Origin of the sequence: Streptomyces sp. NPDC096048, assembly GCF_044763415.1 — a bacterium.
Taxonomy (GTDB): domain Bacteria; phylum Actinomycetota; class Actinomycetes; order Streptomycetales; family Streptomycetaceae; genus Streptomyces.
On sequence record NZ_JBIWGG010000004.1, the window covers coordinates 605,437 to 625,177 of the forward strand.

18 protein-coding genes and 2 pseudogenes are annotated in these 19,741 nt (G+C 67.7%); 15 read left to right on the forward strand and 5 right to left on the reverse strand.

Annotated elements, in window-relative coordinates; genetic code table 11:
• Positions 1-24 precede the first annotated feature (24 nt).
• On the reverse strand, positions 25-870 hold the full coding sequence (locus ACIQ6R_RS14080) for a spermidine synthase (protein ID WP_404221227.1): 846 nt from the start codon (positions 868-870) through the stop codon (positions 25-27).
• Positions 871-995: 125 nt separating this feature from the next.
• A pseudogene (locus tag ACIQ6R_RS14085) lies at positions 996-1,916 on the reverse strand (elongation factor Tu); the annotation flags it as partial.
• A gap of 53 nt (positions 1,917-1,969) precedes the next feature.
• Between ACIQ6R_RS14085 and ACIQ6R_RS14090 the strand changes: the two are divergent.
• From ACIQ6R_RS14090 to ACIQ6R_RS14150, 13 genes are all read left to right on the forward strand, one after another.
• Entirely contained in the window at positions 1,970-3,460 is a 1,491-nt protein-coding gene (locus tag ACIQ6R_RS14090) for a recombinase family protein (RefSeq protein ID WP_404221229.1), read from the forward strand.
• Positions 3,461-3,866: 406 nt separating this feature from the next.
• Positions 3,867-4,418, forward strand: a complete 552-nt coding sequence (locus ACIQ6R_RS14095; protein ID WP_404221231.1) for a hypothetical protein — start codon at positions 3,867-3,869, stop codon at positions 4,416-4,418.
• 686 nt (positions 4,419-5,104) lie between these two features.
• On the forward strand, positions 5,105-5,635 hold the full coding sequence (locus ACIQ6R_RS14100) for a hypothetical protein (protein WP_404221233.1): 531 nt from the start codon (positions 5,105-5,107) through the stop codon (positions 5,633-5,635).
• 578 nt (positions 5,636-6,213) lie between these two features.
• Entirely contained in the window at positions 6,214-7,179 is a 966-nt protein-coding gene (locus ACIQ6R_RS14105) for a hypothetical protein (RefSeq protein ID WP_404221235.1), read from the forward strand.
• 8 nt (positions 7,180-7,187) lie between these two features.
• Complete coding sequence (locus ACIQ6R_RS14110) at positions 7,188-7,550, forward strand: hypothetical protein (RefSeq protein WP_404221237.1); 363 nt, start codon at positions 7,188-7,190, stop codon at positions 7,548-7,550.
• Complete coding sequence (locus ACIQ6R_RS14115) at positions 7,547-7,768, forward strand: hypothetical protein (protein WP_404221239.1); 222 nt, start codon at positions 7,547-7,549, stop codon at positions 7,766-7,768. The genes ACIQ6R_RS14110 and ACIQ6R_RS14115 overlap by 4 nt, the downstream gene beginning before the upstream one ends.
• Positions 7,769-8,598: 830 nt before the next feature.
• Positions 8,599-8,880 carry a hypothetical protein gene (locus ACIQ6R_RS14120; RefSeq protein WP_404221241.1) on the forward strand — a complete coding sequence of 94 codons (282 nt, stop codon included), beginning with the start codon at positions 8,599-8,601 and terminating at the stop codon, positions 8,878-8,880.
• Positions 8,870-13,021 (forward strand): peptidoglycan DD-metalloendopeptidase family protein, encoded by a 4,152-nt coding sequence (locus tag ACIQ6R_RS14125; protein WP_404221243.1) that lies wholly within the window; start codon positions 8,870-8,872, stop codon positions 13,019-13,021. Before ACIQ6R_RS14120 ends, ACIQ6R_RS14125 begins: the two co-directional genes overlap by 11 nt.
• A gap of 106 nt (positions 13,022-13,127) precedes the next feature.
• A complete protein-coding gene (locus tag ACIQ6R_RS14130) occupies positions 13,128-13,286 on the forward strand; it encodes a hypothetical protein (protein WP_404221245.1) in 159 nt (52 codons plus the stop codon).
• 57 nt (positions 13,287-13,343) lie between these two features.
• Positions 13,344-13,604, forward strand: coding sequence for a hypothetical protein (locus ACIQ6R_RS14135; protein WP_404221247.1), 261 nt, complete (start codon positions 13,344-13,346; stop codon positions 13,602-13,604).
• Entirely contained in the window at positions 13,576-14,100 is a 525-nt protein-coding gene (locus ACIQ6R_RS14140) for a DUF6879 family protein (RefSeq protein ID WP_404221249.1), read from the forward strand. Before ACIQ6R_RS14135 ends, ACIQ6R_RS14140 begins: the two co-directional genes overlap by 29 nt.
• Positions 14,101-14,113: 13 nt before the next feature.
• Positions 14,114-14,965, forward strand: coding sequence for a helix-turn-helix domain-containing protein (locus tag ACIQ6R_RS14145; protein WP_404221251.1), 852 nt, complete (start codon positions 14,114-14,116; stop codon positions 14,963-14,965).
• Positions 14,966-15,263: 298 nt separating this feature from the next.
• Positions 15,264-15,509, forward strand: coding sequence for a hypothetical protein (locus ACIQ6R_RS14150; protein WP_404221254.1), 246 nt, complete (start codon positions 15,264-15,266; stop codon positions 15,507-15,509).
• A 334-nt stretch (positions 15,510-15,843) separates the two neighbouring features.
• Here ACIQ6R_RS14150 and ACIQ6R_RS14155 read toward each other — a convergent pair.
• Both ACIQ6R_RS14155 and ACIQ6R_RS14160 read right to left on the reverse strand, forming a co-directional pair.
• A pseudogene (locus ACIQ6R_RS14155) lies at positions 15,844-16,119 on the reverse strand (GTP-binding protein); the annotation flags it as partial.
• A gap of 271 nt (positions 16,120-16,390) precedes the next feature.
• Entirely contained in the window at positions 16,391-17,113 is a 723-nt protein-coding gene (locus ACIQ6R_RS14160; RefSeq protein ID WP_404221256.1) for a DNA alkylation repair protein, read from the reverse strand.
• Between the two features lie 49 nt (positions 17,114-17,162).
• Between ACIQ6R_RS14160 and ACIQ6R_RS14165 the strand changes: the two genes are divergently transcribed.
• Entirely contained in the window at positions 17,163-17,951 is a 789-nt protein-coding gene (locus ACIQ6R_RS14165) for a TVP38/TMEM64 family protein (RefSeq protein WP_404221257.1), read from the forward strand.
• A 7-nt stretch (positions 17,952-17,958) separates the two neighbouring features.
• On the opposite strand, the gene ACIQ6R_RS14170 is transcribed toward ACIQ6R_RS14165, so the two are convergent.
• On the reverse strand, positions 17,959-19,128 hold the full coding sequence (locus ACIQ6R_RS14170) for a thiolase family protein (RefSeq protein ID WP_404221259.1): 1,170 nt from the start codon (positions 19,126-19,128) through the stop codon (positions 17,959-17,961).
• A gap of 101 nt (positions 19,129-19,229) precedes the next feature.
• Between ACIQ6R_RS14170 and ACIQ6R_RS14175 the strand changes: the two genes are divergently transcribed.
• Entirely contained in the window at positions 19,230-19,703 is a 474-nt protein-coding gene (locus ACIQ6R_RS14175) for a winged helix-turn-helix transcriptional regulator (RefSeq protein WP_404181180.1), read from the forward strand.
• Positions 19,704-19,741 lie beyond the last annotated feature (38 nt).

The window sequence follows — 19,741 nt, forward strand, 5'->3', positions numbered from 1 at the left end:
GCGCCGGGCGGCGCCGCGCGCCGCTCAGCCGATGCCGAACGCCCCGGCGGGAGGCTCGGGTGACGGTACGGCGTCCTCGTCGCGCACCGGCCGCGCGTCGCCGATGAGGTCCCGAAGGGCGGGCCCGTGCTCGACCCTGGCCGGGAAGGCGTCGGCGGCGGTGCGCCGGGCCAGCGCGGCCGTGTCGAGCGGTCGGTGCGCGGCGACGAGGACGGCGTTGCCGAAGCGGCGCCCGCGCAGCACGCCCGGTTCGGCGATCAGCGCCAGCTCCTCGAAGAGCGTGGCGAACCCGGCCAGTTGCGGGCGCAGGAAGGCGAACGGCGCGGAGTCGGCCAGGTTGGCCACGTACACGCCGTCGGCGCGCAGGACCCGCGCCGCCGCACGGGCGTAGTCGACGGAGGTCAGGTGCGCGGGCACCCGGGAACCACCGAAGACGTCGGCGACCAGGACGTCGGCCGAGTCGGCGGGCGCGGCCTCCAGCCAGGCGCGGGCATCGGCACCGTGCGCGGTGATGTCCGCGCCGTCCGGAAGCGGCAGGTGCTCGGCGACCAGGTCCAGCAGCCCCCGGTCGGCCTCCACGACGTCCTGCCGCGAGCCGGGGCGGGTCGCGGCCAGGTACCGGGGCAGGGTGAACGCGCCGCCGCCGAGATGCAGCACGTCCAGCGCGCGCCCCGGCTCGGCGACCGTGTCCAGGACGTGGCCGAGCCGGCGCGTGTACTCGAACTCCAGGTGCGCGGGCTCGTCCAGGTCGACGTACGACTGCGGCGCCCCGTCGACGGTGAGCAGCCAGGCCCGCTTCCGGTCGACGTCGGGCATGAGCTTGGCGGTGCCGTGGTCGGTGACACGGCTGAGCGGGATGGCTTCCTCCACCTCTTCATTGTGCCTGTGCGAAGCGCCCCCGAAGGGGCGCGGGACTGCATCGATGTGCGGCTCCGCCGCGTGGACGCGACCAGCCACAACGGGCCCCGCGGTCCCCCACGCACGGCCAGGGGCGCTCACCCCACCGAGGTCACGGTCCCCGCCCCCACGGTCCGTCCGCCCTCACGGATGGCGAACCCGAGCCCCGTCTCCAGGGGCACGTCCCGCCCCAGCTCCACCGTCATCGTGACCGTGTCCCCGGGCCGCGCCACCGCCACCTCGCCGAGGTCGACGTCTCCGACGACATCAGCCGTACGGATGTAGAACTGCGGCCGGTATCCCGTGGCGACCGGCGTCGAACGCCCGCCCTCGCGCGCCGACAGCACGTACACCCGCGCCGAGAAGCGCCGCGCGGGCACGACACTGCCGGGTGCGGCGACCACGTGGCCCCGACGCACCGTGTCGCGGGCGACACCGCGCAGCAGCAGCGCCACGTTGTCCCCGGCCTGGGCCTCCTCCATCGGCTTGCCGAAGGTCTCGAGGCCGGTGACGACCGTCTCGACGGACGCGCCGAGTACCTCGATCCGGTCGCCGACGTGGACGGTGCCGCGCTCGACGGCGCCGGTGACGACCGTGCCGCGGCCGGTGATGGTGAGCACGTTCTCCACCGACAGCAGGAACGGCGCGTCCAGATACCGCTCGGGCATGGGCACGTACGTGTCCACCGCGTCCAGCAGCGCCTCGACGGACGCCGTCCAGCGTGGGTCGCCCTCCAGCGCCTTCAGCCCCGAGACCCGTACGACGGGCACGGAGTCGCCGCCGTAGCCGTGCGCGGTGAGCAGGTCGCGCACCTCCAGCTCGACCAGGTCGGTCAGTACCGTGTCCTCGCCGTCCTCGACGGCGTCCGCCTTGTTGAGCGCGACCACGATGTGGTCGACACCCACCTGCCGGGCGAGCAGGACGTGTTCGGCGGTCTGCGGCATGATCCCGTCCAGCGCGGAGACGACGAGGATCGCCCCGTCGAGCTGGGCGGCGCCGGTGACCATGTTCTTGACGTACGTGGTTCGCGCACCCTGTCATACTGTCGCCAAGCGCAACGAGGGGCGGGAACGTGGAGGAGATCGACCTCTACTTGAGGAAGAGCAAAATCGTACGGGAGGGCACGGAGGCACTGACCTTCGAGACGCAGGAGGCTAGGGGGAGGGAGTGGGCGAGTCGTCACGACTACCGTGTCCGGAAGGTCTGGAAAGACAACCTCAGTGCATGGACTGACGCGAAGCGGCCCGACTTCGAGAAGGCGCTAGCAGCGCTTCGACGAAAGGAAGTGCCGGCTCTGTGGTGCTACGCCGTGGACCGGTTCGACCGTAAGGGCGCGTTCTCTGTCCTCCAACTCCTCGACTCCGGTGTCCGGATCATCTTCGACTACGAGCGATTGGACAGCGCGGACCCCCGGGACCGCGAGCGCATCGTCAGCGACGCGGAGCGTGCGAAGGCAGCGTCAGACCTCTTGTCGCACCGTGTGCGCGATACAAAGCAGGTACAACGACGTAGGGGCGTTTGGTTGGGAGCCGCTCCGTTCGGTCTAAGCAAGGACAGGCACGGCAAGTTGCGGCACGCCAGAGAGTGGCCCACCGTGCTCCGCATCCTGAATGAGGTCGCTGACGGAACAGCCCCCCGTGCCGTCGCCCGTCACCTGACAGAAGACCGGAAGCCGTCGCCCAAGGGTGGCCCCTGGAATGCGTCGACTGTCCGCCGCATCGTCTACAACCCGGTGTACGAGGGGTGGCAAGTCGTCGCCCTTTCACGGGAGTACACGTGGCCCGTGGCCTACCGCAATGAGGCCGGAGAGCGCGTCCCCGTGTTCGCTGACGAAGTCGAGCCAGTAGACGCGGACCTTGTCGCAAAGGCGCGACGCGTACACGCTGGCCACCAGCGCGGAGCGCTAGGGCCGCGCGTCGGTAGAGCGACCCACCTCCTGACCGACCTCCTCCGATGCGGCGGGTGCGGAGCAAAGATGCCGACGAGCGGACGCTCCTACGTCTGCAACGGGCACCAAATGGGCAAGCCGTGCCCGGCCCCCGCATCAGCCATGCGCGCACGTATTGAGGAGTACGTCTACCACGCGTGGGTCGGGGCGGTTAGCGCGGCCGACGTCGACGCAGGCGACCCGCTCATGATCGCCGTAGCGGAGCGGTGGGCGGCTCTCGTAGCCCCAGCGGAGACCGAGGAGGCACAGGAAGCCATCGGTGCCGTTAAGGCAGCGGAGGCGGCCGTCGAGCGTCTCGCCAACGACCGCGCAAAGGGCCTGTACGACGGTGCCATGGGGAAGCACTTTTCCCGCCTCGTCGCGGAAGCGGAGGAGACTCTCCGGGAGGCGCAAGAGCGCGCCGACGATCTCAACGGACGCAGCATCGATCTCACGATGTTCGATGATGTCGCCATGCTCGAAGAGGCGTGGGAAGCGGCCGACTTGCCCATGCGCCGCGACCTCCTCCGCGTAGCCATCGAGAAGATCACCGTGACGCAGGCGGCTCGTCGTGGGGTCCCGTTCGACGGTGACACCCGATGTGACATCGAATGGGCGACGCCGGACGAGGGCTAGCCACGTACGCAAGAGCCCCCGCCGGACTTCCGACGGGGGCTTTGTGTCATTCAGCAGGCGGTGTGCTCCACGGACCGGCGGGAGGTCGTGGAGGCTGTGTAGCGCCAGGGCGCCGACAGTAGTAGGCGACGAAGCGACGCAGCACGTCAGAGCGGTCCGTGTCGTCGGGTACGGCGTCACCGAACGCTTGCCACAGCTCCGCTTCGATGCGGAAACGACTAATAGGTGTCTTCGGTTGGTTGGGCATAGGAGCACCGTAGCAGAGGTGTAGCCACACCAAAGGGGTTGCGGTGTAGCCACACCTAGGCTTACGGTGTAGCCACACCCCGACGCAGCGAGGCAAAGGGCCCGCGAGATCATGGCGGATGCAGGCGGGCCCTTGTCTCCATCACTGGAGGTTCTCAGTATGTCGTACACCCCCGCTCAGCGTGACGGCCGCTCCTGCATCGTCTGCGACGGCTTCGACGGAGCGATGATCCCCGCCGGCATGGTCGACGGCTGCCAGGTCTTCGTTCACCCGGCGTGCGACGAGCCGGCCCCGGCGCCCTCCGTCCCCACGGTTCTCGTCGTTGGCGACGCCACGTCCCCCGTCGCTCTCGAAGACCTCGAAGCTTTCGCGCACGACTGTGCCGACCGCCTCCAGGTCCCCGCGAAGGTCGCCATCGGCCGTGACTACGACGTCACCGAGTACGCCGGCGTGGTGCTGGACGCCACGTGGCTGGACTCGGTTGACTCCGCCGTTCTGGGCGTGGAGGCGCAGGAGGCCGACATGTTCTGCATCGACGCTGAGACCCTGCGCGCCTACGAGTCGTCGCGGGTGTGCAACCACTGCTACGAGGACGCGGAGGCGTCGCCGATGCTCGTCGGGGACACCTGGACCACGGCCGTCTGCCGCTCCTGCGTCGACGTCCACGTCCGCGGGGGCCTTCCCGTCGGCGTCCTCCCCGCCATCGTGTAGTTCACTCTGCGTGACATAGAGCCGCTTTCCCTCGTCGGGGAGGCGGCTCTCGCGCGTTCGCCGGAGCTGGCTCGACGGGGCGCGAGCAGTGACGCGTGCACCTGGCACGTAAGCTATTGCTACGGAGAGTGCTCGAACATGCCTCCATCGTCACCCTCCGCTTCCGCCGGTGCCATTCTGAGGGTCAAAGTGTCGAACTAACCCCCCTTCTCCAACTTCTCTCTAACGCGTAGGGAGTAAAAGGAAAATGGCAGTTAGTTTGACCAGATTGGCCAAACCTGACCACGGGAGGCGGAGTCGCCCGTCTCGACGGAATCGGACGGAGGGCGGGAGGCGGAAGGGGCTCAGGAAGGCCCCTGCGTGCCCGTCTAAGCGCCGAACTCGTGCCCAGCGTCCCCGTGGGACCCCTGAAATGCTCTCAGGGGCGCTCAGGGATTCTGCCAGCTCGCGCCCCGTATTCCGGCGGCTCCGACCATGATCACACACAGTAGTTGATCTCCCGGGCAAACATCTCCCGGTGCACGCGCCATAACAACGGTAGGGGTTCGTCGTCTCGCGTCACATCCGGGCGCCATTACGACATAACCCCTGTGTAAGCCGCTTCCGGCTCACCGACGACAAGGGGAACTGTGATGAATGACTTCGGCGGCCGACGTCCTACCCGGCGCTCCTATGAAGACCTGGAGATGGAAGCCTTCGTGCAGGAGCTGGAAGCGGGCGGGGCGTACGTCTCGCCTGGCTACACCACCCCATGGAGGGGGCTCAGCTCCCGGGACCTCCTTGAAGAGGAAGACCCCTTTGAGCGTGGTGAGCGGCTCTTCGATGAGTGGCACGACCTCTCAGAGAATCCGGAGGAGCGTCCGGAGCGGAGACGTCCCGGACGCGCGGCCGACGTAGAGCCGCCGTACGTCGACGAAGTGAGCGTCACCGTCGATCCGGAGATTGCACGACGTCACGCGGAGCGCCAGGCGGAACGCCAGGCAGCGACGGCACGGCCCATGGAGTACGAGACGGCCGGCGGCAAGGTCGTCGTCGAAGGACTGACGAAGGTGTGGCGCGGTCCGTGTGCTCAGTGCTCGACGGAGTGGGAGCAGCGGCGCCCCGTATCGCAGCGTCGAAGGTGGGGACGGCTGTGCTCCGACCTCTGCAAGGCGGCGTGGGAGCGTGATCGCGCCCGCGAGCGCAAGCAGCGTCAGAGAGGCGACGAGGCAGCCTAGTCACGGGTTTCTATCTCTAATGGAGGGGGTGCCGCACAGTCGCCCCCTCCTCGTCGCGTAGCGGAATCTCCGGCCCGGAATGCCGTTGAGATCCCCTTGCCGGCGTGACGTTGACCTCTCTCCCGACGTCACGCCTGAGCCCTCACCACCCGTGTCCCTCCGGGGAGCGCGTAGAGCACCGGTTCTTCCTTCGGCCGCGACGCTCCGCGCTCGCTATTCCACGGGTGGTGAGGGCTTCTTTATGCCCAAAATTCGAGCCATAGAGCGAAGACCACGGACGGAGACACGATGCGCGTTACTGACGTGTCCGGTCCCGGCAAGCGGCCGTGCCGAACGTGCGGGGAAGTCTTCCCGATCACGCTGGACTACTGGCCGTTCGACGCCGCGGGACGAAACGGCACACGACCCCACTGCATCCCCTGCTACCGCGCGAATCGCCGCGAGGCGTACGCGATCAACCCCGAACCCATACGCCGACGTAACCGCGAGCGCTACGCCGCGCGTGCAGAGCACTTCCGAACGGCCTTGACCCCATGTGGGCAGGGCCGTTCGGCGTTTTCCGACACGGAGGAAGAAGCATGAGTAACCCGGAGCTGGACGCCGCCGTTGCGACGGTCCCTGACATCGCGCGAACGCGACAGCTACATGAAGACGCGAAGAAGCGCCTCCGTGAGCACCCCATGGGCGACGTCCCCGACGTCGCACGCAATAACGTCGTCGACGACGCCGTACGCACCTTCCAGGCTGACGGCTCCTGGCCGGCGGACCTGGGCAAGCGCGCGGCGAAGGCGTACACGGCCGCACTGGAGTGGGAGGCGGAGCGGCTGGCCCGTGTGCGTGCGAAGGACGCCACGGAGCTGCTCGCCTACGACACTCGTCAGGCGCTCGCCTCCGACGCACTGGAGCACCTGGGGACGAGGCTGGACGCCATCCTGAGCGACGCCAGGAAGGCCGCTGAGACGCTGGGCGACGTCCGGTCTGCCGACGCTGCCATCAAGTGCGGAGGCGCCGTTGTAGCGGCGTGGAGCAAGGTACAGAGCCTCACCGAAGACCTGACGAACGTGCGTCAGGCTCAGTGGACGCTTCTGGACCCTGCGCCCCGACCTCGTTCGATAGCCGGCGAAGGCGACACGGACGAGCGGCGGAAGCTCCGCGAGTGGAAGCGGCAGGGATACGGCGAAGTCCGCAGGCGCCTCGACGACGTCCCCGCGTTCGTCCAGGACGCCACCCGCTCCGGGCGCTACTCGGAGGAGGTTCTCCTGTGGCTTGCGAGCGTCGAGACGGCTTACGTGCCGACGTCCTTCGAAGACCTGCGGGACGACGCGGAAATTGGGGACCTCGTCGACGTCTCCGCGCACGCCGACGGCCCGATCGATGACCGGTACCAGCCCACCGTTCTTCCTCCGCTGGAGCCCAAGCCAACACGGACCTACTCCCACTCCCGTACGCCGGACATCGACTTCTCACAGTCTGCGCCGGAGCGTCCGCAGGTGAACTCTGCGACCCCGGGCGTTGAGCGCACCACCGACGACTACTTCAGCTAGGAGCAACCATGTCCGAACTCACCCCTGAGCAGGAGCGCGACAACGCGCTCACCGAACTTGCCCGCCTTCGTGCCGGCATGGCTGCGGGCCTGAGCGTCGAGCAGTCCACCCGTATCCAGGGCACCACGCTGGAGGAGATGACGGCCGACGCCGAAGCCTTCGCCGCGGAGCTGGGGCTCACTGGCCCGCCGGCTCCTGCGCCCCGTTCCGGCGGCCCGCGTGGCATCGAAGTCGGGAACGGAGCCGGGACCGTGGCCGGAGGCGCTGAGCGCTTCCGGGCGAAGCACCCCCGACGCGAAGTGACGCCGGAGGCGCAGCAGCGTCGTACGAACCCCTACGTCGAAAACGGCTACACCATGGAGAACCGATGACTGACTACGTGCAGGGAATCAAGACGCAGGCCGTAGCGATGAACGGCCAGAACGTCACGGTGAATCTCGTCGGGGGGCAGACCCTGACGGGGACACTGGCCTACGCGACGACGGAGGCGGCGTACAGCGTGCGCTACCCGGAGGTGCTGACGGTGACCGTCGCGACGAAGGCCCACACCGTACGTGTGGACCACGTGTCGAGCATCGGCCAGGGCTAACCCTCACCTGCGCCAGAACCGCCAGAAGTCAGCAAGGGCGCGGATGATGTCTGGCCGATCCTTGGCGTCGGAACCACGCAAACTCAAAGGCAGGGAGACAAGCGCCATCAGGAACAGTGAGCCCAGCAACACGGCAAGCAACCACGGTGCAGCTAGAGCTAGTTCTCCCAACACGGACCACACGGTTAGCACTCCTCGGCAACGGTGTACGTCACTGTCGCGAGGAGGAAGCGGTGGCTACCTCAACGACGACAGTTGACCTGTCAGTACGCAGGGCCCACTGCTGCGTGCTGCACCGTTGCGGTGCATGTCGTTGAGGTCCACGAGAGACCATCGTCGATGTGTGGAGATCCAAGAGCGACACTGGTCGCTGACGATCCCCGATGTTTCGGGCCGTCATCTGCACTGGCCAATGACCAAAGTGCTCCGTTGCGGAGCGGCGGCGATCCCGTTGCGGGTTCGCGTCCCAGTCATCGGCACTGGGTTGCGGCTTCGACCGTGTCGGTCTCCACGCTTCGACGCTAGCACAGTCACCCGCCCCAGGGGGGTGATCCCCTCCGGATCACCTTGCACACCGTTAAGGTGCTGGGCCTCGCTGTCTGTACGGGTCTGGGGATCTGGCGGTAACACTTCGCTTCGGCCCTCTGAGAGGCCGGTAGACGCCCACACAGGGCTTTCTAGGGGCATCTGAGCAGCACGCCAGGCCCCATCACTTCGCGTGCGTACACTGTCACGCTTTCTGCAAATTCGCAGGTCAAATCGCGTATGGCCGTTACAAAGCCCCGGATGAGCAAATCTCCGGGGCTCTTCCTATTCCAAGGGAATTCCCCATGACAGAGGAACTCTGCGCACGGCCGGCGTGCGCGTTCGTACCCATGCCGAAGATGAATGACGCGGGCGCGCTGGAAAGCTCCTCATTCTGCTCCGTCGCCTGTGAGCGTTTCACCATATGGGCCGCCGTGTTGGCCGGTGCGGAACCGTGCGACGAGACAGAACGACAGTTGCTGATGATGTTTCATCAGGGCGTGTTGCTCAGCCTGCGGCTCTATCCAGGCGAATTCGACGCAGCGCCCGAAAACGTCGAACCAACGGCGGTAAACGATGGCATCTGACGTCGATATCGTCGGAACGGTCGGCGTTGACGTCGTTCCCGTCGCTCCGCAGTTCCACGAAAGGCTGAAAGCTCTCGCTCTTCCCGCATCTCAGAGGGTGGGAGAGGAGGCGGGCCGCCGCTTCGGCGAAGCGATGTCACGGCACATCACCGTGGCTATCCCAAACGCCATCACAAACGGTGGCAACGCTGCCCGCAACGCGTCAACGCGCGCAGGCAACGACAATGCCGGCGCGTTTGGTCGAGCGTTTCGGAGCCGTCTGGAGATTGCGTTCCGTTCTCTTCCGCGGCCCGACGTTCGCATCAATGACACGGGATTCAACGCCGACCTAGCACGTATCCGGGCGCGAATGGAGACCCTGAGCGGGAAGCGAATAGGCGTCGATATCGACGACGAAACCGCCTTCGCTGAACTGGAAGCCATTGACGCCAAACTGGCGGAACTAGGTTCACGCTCGCCGAACATCCAAGTGCGCTCAGACATCGCAACCGCGCGGGCGGAACTCGCGGCTATGCAGCGCCAAGTCAATGACCTGGACCGCGATGATGTGAACATCCGCGTCCGCGCCAACACGGGACCGGCACACGCCGCCCTCCTCCAGCTTGGCGTAGCGATCGGAGTGGTAGCGGCTCTCCCCGTTATTCCAGTTGCCGCAGCCGGCATTGGAGCTATTGCCAGCGCTGCGGCCGTCGCTGCCGCTGGAGTCGGCTCCCTGGCGCTCGTCGCCATCCCCGCTATCAAGGGCGTGACGTCGGTCATTCAGGCCAAGTCCGCGGCGGAGAAGGAAGCCACCACCGCCACGAGCAACAGCGCAGCCGCCAGCGTCAAGGCCGCACAGAGCGCCATGCAACAGGCCAGCGCTCAGGCGGCCCTCCGGACCGCACACCGTCAGGCAGCGAAGAGTATTGCCGACGCCAACCGGGCCGTAGAAGACGCGGAACGCGCTCTAGGCCAGGCGGCAGCGCGAGCCATGGAGCAGCGCCGCCAGGCAGCGGAAGCCGTAGAGCGCGCGGAGGAGTCACTCGCCGACGCCAAGAGGCGGAGCCAGGACGCGGAGCAAGACCTCACACGGGCACGCAAGGACGCTGCTCGACAGCTCGAAGACCTGAACGACCGCCTGACGGCCGGCTCGCTCGACGAGCGGGACGCCGCCCTGCGGGTGCAGGAAGCCTACGAGGAACTGAACCGCACGCTCGCCGATCCGACGTCGACAGAGCTTCAGCGTCAGCGCTCGCAGTTGGCCTACGACGAGGCCCTCCAGGCTCAGAAGCAACAGGGCAAGGAATACGCCCGCCTGAAGACGGAGGCAGCGGAGGCCGCGAAGGCAGGCGTCGACGGGAACGAAAACGTCAAGCGCGCGGCTGAGGCCGTAGCCGACGCTCAGGACAACGTCCGGGACCAGACCGGCGCCCTAGCCGACGCCCACCGCGAAGCAGCGCGAGCACAGGCGGACGCCGCGCAGACGGTAGCCGACGCCCAGCGCGCAATGTCCGATTCCGTACAGAACGCCGCTGACGCGCAGGTCCAAGCAGCCGAAAGCATCGCTACCGCGGAACGCGGCGTCGAGTCCGCCCGCCTGTCGAGCATCGACACGACCGCACAGGCAGCGTCGAAGGCCGACGGCTACCGGGAGGCGCTCGCCAAGCTCACGCCGGCGCAGCGGGACCTTTATGACTCGCTCGCGGGTCCCAAGGGCCTCATCCCTGCGTACAAGGAATGGGCGAAGAGCCTCGCTCCCGACGTCCTCCCGCTCTTTACCCGAATGGTCGACGGTGCGAAGCGCTCGCTTCCCGGTCTGACGCCACTGGTGAAGAATTCTGCGGATGCCGTCGGTGAACTCATGGATCGGGCGAGTCGGGACCTGAAGAACCCATTTTGGACCCGTTTCAAAAAGGGTGTCGCCGAGAGCGCGAAGCCTGCGATTGTCGGGCTGGGCGTAGCCTTTGGTAACACCTTCAAGGGGATGGCGGGCATCCTCGACGCCTTCTTCCCGCACATGGACTCCATATCGGAGCGTATGCAGCGGGTAACCGATCGCTTCGCCGACTGGGGAACTGGCCTGCGTGGCTCCCCGGAATTCGAGGCTTTCCTCCGGTACGCCAATGAGGCCGGCCCGGGAGTCGCTGACGCACTCGGCGAAATCTTCAACGCCGGATTCGAGATAGCGCACACGCTGACCCCCATAGCAGGGCCGTTGCTCGACGCCATCGCCGCCATAGCCAACGGCATTGCGACAGTGGCGGAGGAGGCTCCATGGCTCGTCCAGGCAGTCTACGGCATCATCATCGCGACGAAGTTGTGGGCGATCGCCCAGTGGGCTTTGAACGCTGCGATGACTGCAAATCCCATCGGCCTCATCGTGTTCGCCATTGCGGCTCTGACGGCCGCCGTGGTCGTCGCCTGGAATAAATGGCCTGGCTTCCGGGAGGCCGTAACCGCAGCCTGGAGCGCGATCCAGTCCGCAACGTCGGTGCTCTGGGAGCGCTACCTCCGCCCGTTCTTCGAGTGGTTCGGCGGAATCGTGGTCTGGCTCTGGGACCACGTCCTGAAGCCGTACATCGACTTCATGATTGCCTACTGGCAGCGTGTGGCCGACGTGATCACGTGGCTTTGGGAGGGCGTGTTCTCGCCCATCTTCGGCTTCATCGGCGCACTCATCGTGTGGTGGTACAACAACATCGTGAAGCGCTATTTCGGCTTCGTGATGGATATCCTCCGCGCCGTCGGTGGAGTCTTCAAATGGCTCTACGACAAGGGCGTGAAGCCGCACCTGGACTTCATAGCTGACAAGGTCAGTTGGGTCTGGGAGAAGGGAATCAAGCCAGCCTTCGAGAAGATCAAGGAGGGCGTCAAATTCGTCGGAGACGCTTTCAAGAGCGCGAAGAAGGTCGTCGAAAAGAACTGGAGTGACATCGCAAAGACGGCCGTCAGCCCCGTAAACTGGCTGATCGAGACGGTTTACGACAACGGCATCAAGAAGCTCTTCGACAGCGTCAGTAAGTACGTCGGTATGGATCCGCTCCCGAAGGGTCCGCGTCTCCTTGACGAGCCAGAGAAGTTTGCCCACGGAGGACGCACCCGCGGAGGCATCCCGGGTAAGGACTCCATCCCTGCATTGCTGATGGAGGACGAGTACGTCGTAAAGCGAGATAGCGCCCGAAAGGTTGGCTTCGGCGTCCTGGAGTACATCAACAGGACCGGAGCCTTGCCTGACGTACAGCGGTTCGCGGACGGTGGCATCGTTGGCGGAGCGTGGGACTGGACGAAGGATGTTGTCTCCGGCGCCGTGTCGACGGGCATCGACTGGGCGAAGACTGCCGCCGACCTGATGACCAACCCGTCGAAGGTCTTCGACAAGCTCATGAAGCCCGTGCTCGACATGCTGTCCGGAGCCGGCGACTACCCAATGGCGCAAGCTGTCGCGAAGCTCCCCGTCAAGATGATCAGCGGCCTGAAGGACAAGGTCGTAGAGGCTGCCGCCGGGCTCTTTAGCGGAGGCGGAAACGCTCCGAAGGGTAGCGGGCAGTGGGCCCTCCCTGTAAACGCCCCGCTCGGTACCCGATTCGGTGTCGCAGGCTCGATGTGGTCCAGCGGCTATCACACGGGGCTCGACTTCCCCGCCATGACGGGGACGCCGATCCGCGCTGCGGACGACGGACGAGTGACCACCGCCAGGAGCGGAGGACCGTACGGCCGACACGTCATCATCGACCACGGCGGGGGACTCTCTTCCCTCTACGCCCACATGTCGCAGATGGCGGCCGACGTCGGCGACGCGATCACCCGCGGAGAAGGCATCGGCAAGGTTGGTGCCACGGGCAACGTCACTGGACCTCACCTCCACTTCGAGGCTCGACGAGGCGGACGCACCGTCGACCCGATGCCGTACCTCTACGACGACGGTGGTTACCTCCCGCCCGGTATCTCCCTCGTCGCGAACGGCACTGGGAAGCCGGAACCGATCATGACGGCTCAGCAGTGGTCGGACATCCGCGCACTGAAGAACGGCGGAGAGTCGGTCCACAACCATCACGTCCGCGTCTTCGTCGGTGACCGCGAGATCACCGACATAGTCCGCACGGAGATCAACACGCACGACGAAGAAGTGGCCCGCGATCTCAACATCGGTCGCTGGGTCTGACGCACACACCACGCACACCGCAGGCCCGCACCCGCCACGGGTGCGGGCCCTTTTTCATGCCCGCCGGCCGTCAGGGTCGGTGGGCTCCCAGACTTCAGGAGGAACCATGCTCGGACAGCCGGCCAAGAGCCACACCGTCACGTGCCCGCACTGCGGGGAGGACGTCGAGCAGAAGCCAGGAGCGGGCCGCCTGCGGCTGTACTGCGACCCGGAGGCGGGCCGTCAGTGGCGACAGCGTATGCGGGCACTTGGGTTCCCGGTCTAGGCACCCTTGACGCCCGCCCCCGTCGGCGTGATGGTCGTAGAACATTGCGCAATCCGCGTGACGACGGAGGACACCATGGCTCTACGCTCATTCGGCAAGGACCCTGAGACCAACGGCGACCACTGCCCTACGGTGTGGCTCGACGAGGACAAGGGAGAAATCGTGTTCCAGGGCTGGAGGGCGGACGACGCTCTCCAGGCAGAATGCCTTGCAACGGGGTCCATCCCCGACACGGAGGCAGTCGTCCGGCTGCCTCTCCGCATGGCTGAGCAGATCAGGGAGGCGCTCAATGCCGCAGACGGTTCCTCCGTTCGCTGAGCTGCTCGCCGGCTGTAGCCGTTCCGCGGTCCACCTGGAGACCCGTGACGTCTACGGAGTTGCGGAGGAGGACGCCGACTTCGCTGCGTGGCGCGACGGTTGGGAGTACGACCACGACGACCGCTCGTCGTGGTGGAACGGCTTCCATCAGTCCGTCGCGGATGCCGTCGCGCGCGGCGTCGCTGTACGCCGTGCTCGCGTCGTATCGGAACCCGCGAGCGAGTACATCCGCTACGAGCACTCGTGTACGCGGCAGAACGTCACGGCCGGCGAAGAGGTCCGGTGGCTTCCTCGTCGCTTGGCGTCGGACTTGCTCCTCCCGGGCAACGATTTGTGGATCCTCGATGACCGGCTCATCCGTTTCAGTCTCTTCGGAGGCGACGGGCGGTTCGTCGCTGACGTCCTGGAGGACGCGGCCGACGTCGTGAAGCGCCACGCGGAAGCGTTCGAAGCCATCTGGGAGCGCGCCATCCCGCACCAGGACTACCGGATCTGAGCGACGCACACCGATGCAGAGTCCCTACCCGTCGACGGCACTTGACGCCGCACGTCGCGCCATCGCGGATCAGCTCCGGGAGATCCGGCGCGACGCCGGGTTGACGGGTAGGGACGTCGCCACCCGCGCAGGGTGGCAGCCGTCGAAGGTCTCCCGACTCCAGAGCGCTACGACGCCCCCGTCAGACGACGACATCCGCGCGTGGTGCGCCGTCTGTGGCGCAGAGGACAAGATCCCGGATCTCCTCGCAGCCAACCGTACGGCAGACTCCATGTATCTGGAGTGGCGCCGGGTCCAGCGCTCAGGACTCCGACGGCTCCAGGAGTCACGCATCCCGCTGTACGAGCGAACGCGACAGTTCCGCGTCTACAGCTCCACCGTGATCCCGGGGTTCCTCCAGACCTACGAGTACGCGGCAGCGCTCCTGGGGAGCATTGCGCGCGTCCACGGGACGCCTGACGACGTCGACGAGGCGGCAGCCGCGCGCGTCGAGCGCTCCCACATCATCCGCGAGGGCAACCACCGCTTCGGGATCCTCCTGGAGGAGAGCGTCCTCCATCACGTCGTCGGCGACGCTGCCACGATGGCCGGCCAACTGGGCTACCTCCTTTCCGTCATGGCACTGCCCGCCGTATCCGTCGGCGTCGTCCCCGCAGGACGCCCGCGGGACATGTGGACGCTGGAGACGTTCACGGTGTTCGACGAGGCCCGCGTTCACGTCGAGCTACTCACGGCAGCAGTGACCGTGACGACGCCCGGAGAGATCACGCAGTACGCCCACGCCTTCGAGGAGATGGCGGCACTAGCGGTCTACGGATCCGGCGCACGGTCACTCATCTCAGCCGCGATTGACGCTCTCGACTGAAGTTGCGTAGAACCTCGTAGAACTTTGTGGAACTCCGCTTCCTCCCGCACCTAGCTTCGAGGCATAGAAGAGGCGAACCCGGAGGTGGGGGAATGGCGTTAGAGAAGACGTGCGACGAACCGGTGCAGCTCTCCGACCCGATCTTCTTGCGACCCACGCCGGTCCCCGGCTGCGACGTATGCGGGGCGCTATTCCGGCAGTGGCAGGCGGTAGGGCGCAAGCAGAGTTCGGGCTACGACCCGTCAAAGGCGTCAGATCTCCTCGTCGAGATCGGCCGGCACCCGCACGAGGGGGCGAAATGACGGGCGTCACGAGCTACGTGTACCCGGAAGTTCGGGACCGCATCATCGTCGACGACCTCCCCGCCAGGCGGTGGGTGGAGTGCGCGTCCTGCATTGAGTCGCAGGACATTCGCGAGAGCTACGAGGCGGAGGAGTGGGCGCGCAAGCACCACACCGACAACCCTCGGCACGATCGCTTCCGTGTCGTCCGCCAGACGGGCTGGAAGTTCGTACCGCCGGCTGACGAGTCGGCAACTCCCTAGACCCGCGGACCGGGCGCCCGTGCGCCTGGCTCGCGGAGGGTGCGGCGGCAAGGCTGGGTTGAGGCTGGTGAGGTCGGCCGACTCCCCACGCCCCCGTCGCGCTCGAAGGGCCTCCTCCTCGTGTGGCTACCTCACCATCGGGGAGGAGGTCCGCCCTCGTCCCGGCGTCTTCTCCTCCGTCGGGGCGAGGATCCGCCCGACGCCGACACCCCTAGTCCAGCCGGGGGTAGGGCGGATGAAGCCCCGTTCACCTCCTGTTCTGCCGAGGGGGAGGTGAACGGGGCTTTCGCGTGTCCTGGCCTGCACTGATAGCATCATGCCAGGGTGAGCAGTCCACGTAGTCGGCGTGACCCGGCATGTCGACGTGCGCGTAGTGCCGGGTGTCGGTCTCGTACTCGACGTGCGCGATGTCGATGGTGATGCCGCGCGCCGCCTCCTCCGGAGCGCGGTCGATGCGGTCGAACGAGACGTACTGGGTGGTGCCGCCGGCGCCGCGCTCGGCGAGCACCTTGGTGATGGCGGCGGTCAGGGTGGTCTTGCCGTGGTCGACATGGCCCATCGTGCCGATGTTCAGATGCGGTTTGGTGCGGACGTACGCCGTCTTGGACATGGCGGTACCTCGAAGCCTCGTGGCGATGGTGGGGACCCCGGGGGCCGGCCGACCCTCCCCCTTCGGGGTCCGCCGGACGATCCGGGGAGGGTCAGCTTCGGGCGCCGTCGGCGGCGGCCGGGAAGAAGGGGACGGCAGCCTTCGGGACATCCGCGACCGCGGATGCTGCGAGGTGGAAGGCGTACCGGAACATGACGCCGATCCTTGCCGACGTTTTGTCCCACGTCGAATGGTTTTCATGGCACGGGAGTTCGAGTGCCGGGTCCGTCCGCTACGGCCCGATGTTGCGCAGCGCCTCCCGCACGGACAGCGGCGCGAGGCGCCGCCCGTGCTCGGTCACGAAGGCGCGTACGGCGTCCGGGGCGGTCTTGGCGTACTCGCGCAGGCACCAGCCGATGGCCTTGCGGACGAAGAAGTCGCCGTGGCCGGACCGGCGCAGGCAGTAGCCGAAGAGGCGGTCGGTGTCGGTGCGTTCCCGGTAGCGAAGTTGGTGGAGCAGGGCCGCGCGGACCAGCCACCGGTCCTCGTCCGCACTCCAGGCGTCCATGTCGGCCGTGAGGTCGCGGTCGGCCGCGACCAGCCCCCCGACGACGTGCGCGGCGAGCGGGTCGACGGTGTCCCACCACGGCACCGCGGTGAGCAGCTGCCGGACCACGGGCAGGAAACCGGAAGAGCAATGCGTCACATACCGTCGCAGGTAATCGACGGCGAAGTAGTGGTACTCGCGCTCGGGAAGCCGCCAGCAGCGGAGCGCGACCGCGGTGCAGTCCGACTCGCCCGGGCGGGGCAGACCCTCCAGGACGGTGCGGGACAGGGAGCGGCGAACAGGGGAGGTCATGCCCAGGAAGGGGGCCACGTCCTTCATGTACGCCCGCTGGGTCACGGCCCGCTCGGGGTCGGCCGCGGCGGCGTACACGACGGTGAGCCGCTCCACCACGGTGTCGGCGAGAGGGCTGCGCGGCACGTCCGGAATTCCCTTGGCTGTGACGCTCATGAGACGCACCATACGGCGATCACACACATTTGTCGGTTAGTGTCACCGGATGTTCGATGCCACCACCCGCTCTGGGGGCACCGCCACGGTCTCTCCCCGGACCGCCGCAACGGAGCTCGCCGTCGCCACGGCCGCCGGGCCGGTCTCCCCGGTCGCACCGACCGGCTTCGCCGCCCGCGTGACGAGAGTCCTGCTCTCTCCGTGGTCCCGCTTCTCCCTGCTCGTCGCCCTGCTGGCGTCGGCCGCGACCACTGTTCTGCTGTTCCGGCCGCAGCAGTTGCTGACCGACGGCTGGCCGCCGCAGCTCGGGGGTGCCGCCGCGGCGGTCGCGTACGCGGTGGCGTACGGACTGTGCACCGTCGCCTTCGTGCCGCGTCCGCTGCTGAACCTGGCCGCGGGCGCCCTGTTCGGTTCCCAGCTGGGCCTCGCCTCGGCGTTGGCGGGGACGGTGCTCGGCGCCGGGATCGCCTTCTGCCTCGGCCGGATGCTGGGCCAGGAGGCGCTGCGCCCGCTGCTGCGGGGCAAGTGGCTGAAGGCCGCGGACGGGCAGCTCAGCCGGCACGGTTTCCGCTCGATGCTGGCGGCGCGGCTGTTCCCCGGGGTGCCGTTCGCCGCCGCCAACTACTGCGCGGCCGTCTCCCGTATGGGCCTGCTGCCCTTCCTGCTGGCGACCGCGCTGGGGTCGATCCCCAACACCGCCGCCTACGTCGTCGCCGGTGCCCGCGCCTCGACACCGACCTCCCCCGCCTTCCTGATCGCGCTGGCCTGCATCGCCCTGCCGGGGCTGGCGGGCGCCGTGGTGGCCTGGCGCAAGCGGCACCAGCTGCGCCGCCGCTGACCGGGCGTCACACGGCCTCCAGGACCATCGCGTTGGCGAGCCCGCCCGCCTCGCACATCGTCTGCAGGCCGTAGCGGGCGCCGCGCTCGTGCATGGCGTGGACGAGCGTCGTGGTGAGCCGGGTGCCGCTCGCGCCGAGGGGATGGCCGAGGGCGATCGCCCCGCCGTGCACGTTCACCCGGCCCAGGTCGGCGCCGGTCTCCTGCTGCCAGGCCAGCACCACGCTCGCGAAGGCCTCGTTGACCTCGAACAGGTCGATGTCGCCGAGGGAGAGCGACGCCCTGCGCAGCACCTTCTCGGTGGCCGGTATCACTCCCGTCAGCATCAGCAGCGGGTCGGAGCCGGTGACGGCGAAGCCGCGCAGGCGGGCGAGCGGGCGCAGGCCGAGGCGGGCGGCGGTCTCGCTCGACGTGATCAGCACGGCCGAGGCGCCGTCGTTGACCGGGCTGGCGTTGCCCGCGGTGACGTTCCACTCGATCTGCGGGAAGCGTTCGGCGAAGGCCGGGTCGCGGTAGGCGGGCTCGAGGCCGGCGAGGACCTCGACGGTGCTGGCGGGGCGTACGCACTCGTCGCGCGAGACGCCGTCGAGGGGCGCGATCTCGGCGTCGAAACGGCCGGTGTCCCATGCCTCGGCGGCCTTGTGGTGGGAGTGGACGGCGAAGGCGTCCATCCGCTCCCGCGTGAGCGACCACTTGGCGGCGATCAGCTCGGCGCTGACGCCCTGCGGGACGAGTCCCTCCGGGTAGCGGGCGGCGACGCCGGGGCCGAAGGGGTCCTTGCCGGGCGGCACGTTGGCCCACATCGGCACCCGGCTCATCGACTCGACCCCACAGGCGACGACGAGGTCGTACGCCCCGGCCATGACGCCCTGCGCGGCGAAGTGGACGGCTTGCTGGGAGGAGCCGCACTGACGGTCCACGGTGGTCGCGGGGACGGACTCGGGGAAGCCGGCCGACAGGAGGGCGTAGCGGGTGGTGTTCATGGCCTGCTCGCCGACCTGGTCGACGGTGCCGCCGATGACGTCGTCGATCAGCACCGGGTCGACGCCCGACCGCTCGACGAGGGTGCGCAGCGTGTGCGCGAGGAGTTCCACGGGATGGACGTGCGCGAGGGCGCCGTTCGGTCTGCCCTTGCCCATGGGGGTGCGTACGGCTTCGACGACGACTGCGTCACGCATGGTGCGGACCTCCGATGGCCGGCGACTACCAGTAAGTAGGAAATCTGGACTCACCATAGCTCGGCGAGTTGGAAAAACAAACCCTCGATTAGACTGGCGCCATGCCCGCCGCCCCCAAGAACCCGCGCCCCTGCTCGATCGCCGACGCCCTGGCACTCGTCGGCGAGAAGTACTCCCTGCTGGTCCTGCGCGAGGTGTGTCTCGGCAACGGCCGCTTCGACCAGCTGGTGCGCAACATCGGCGCCCCGCGCGACATCCTCGCCACCCGGCTGCGGCGGCTCGTCGACGCGGGGATCCTGACCAGGCAGCCGTACAGCGAACGCCCGCAGCGCTTCGAGTACCGGCCCACCAGGGCGGGCCTCGAGCTGGAGCCGGTCCTGATGACCCTCATGGAATGGGGCGACCGGCACCTGCGCGCGGACGACGACCGCCCCATGGTGATCGAGCACGCCTGCGGCAGCGAACTCGTCCCGCAGGTGACCTGCCGGGCCTGCGGTGACACCGTCCGGCACGAGGACCTGACCGCCCATCCGCAGGCCCCCGGCTGGACGGTGACGGGCCCGACGGCGGCCTAGGGGCCCCTCCACCCCTGTGGGCTGATCTTCACTTTGGG

Bases quoted from the DNA above. Each gene is read 5' to 3' on its own strand.
- ACIQ6R_RS14170 (WP_404221259.1), bottom strand. From the start codon at position 19,128: ATGCGTGACGCAGTCGTCGTCGAAGCCGTACGCACCCCCATGGGCAAG.
- ACIQ6R_RS14120 (WP_404221241.1), top strand. From the start codon at position 8,599: ATGACAGAGGAACTCTGCGCACGGCCGGCGTGCGCGTTCGTACCCATG.
- ACIQ6R_RS14115 (WP_404221239.1), top strand. From the start codon at position 7,547: ATGACTGACTACGTGCAGGGAATCAAGACGCAGGCCGTAGCGATGAAC.
- ACIQ6R_RS14145 (WP_404221251.1), top strand. From the start codon at position 14,114: ATGCAGAGTCCCTACCCGTCGACGGCACTTGACGCCGCACGTCGCGCC.
- ACIQ6R_RS14110 (WP_404221237.1), top strand. From the start codon at position 7,188: ATGTCCGAACTCACCCCTGAGCAGGAGCGCGACAACGCGCTCACCGAA.
- ACIQ6R_RS14105 (WP_404221235.1), top strand. From the start codon at position 6,214: ATGAGTAACCCGGAGCTGGACGCCGCCGTTGCGACGGTCCCTGACATC.
- ACIQ6R_RS14100 (WP_404221233.1), top strand. From the start codon at position 5,105: ATGGAAGCCTTCGTGCAGGAGCTGGAAGCGGGCGGGGCGTACGTCTCG.
- ACIQ6R_RS14165 (WP_404221257.1), top strand. From the start codon at position 17,163: ATGTTCGATGCCACCACCCGCTCTGGGGGCACCGCCACGGTCTCTCCC.
- ACIQ6R_RS14140 (WP_404221249.1), top strand. From the start codon at position 13,576: ATGCCGCAGACGGTTCCTCCGTTCGCTGAGCTGCTCGCCGGCTGTAGC.
- ACIQ6R_RS14095 (WP_404221231.1), top strand. From the start codon at position 3,867: ATGTCGTACACCCCCGCTCAGCGTGACGGCCGCTCCTGCATCGTCTGC.
- ACIQ6R_RS14150 (WP_404221254.1), top strand. From the start codon at position 15,264: ATGACGGGCGTCACGAGCTACGTGTACCCGGAAGTTCGGGACCGCATC.
- ACIQ6R_RS14175 (WP_404181180.1), top strand. From the start codon at position 19,230: ATGCCCGCCGCCCCCAAGAACCCGCGCCCCTGCTCGATCGCCGACGCC.
- ACIQ6R_RS14130 (WP_404221245.1), top strand. From the start codon at position 13,128: ATGCTCGGACAGCCGGCCAAGAGCCACACCGTCACGTGCCCGCACTGC.
- ACIQ6R_RS14160 (WP_404221256.1), bottom strand. From the start codon at position 17,113: ATGAGCGTCACAGCCAAGGGAATTCCGGACGTGCCGCGCAGCCCTCTC.
- ACIQ6R_RS14125 (WP_404221243.1), top strand. From the start codon at position 8,870: ATGGCATCTGACGTCGATATCGTCGGAACGGTCGGCGTTGACGTCGTT.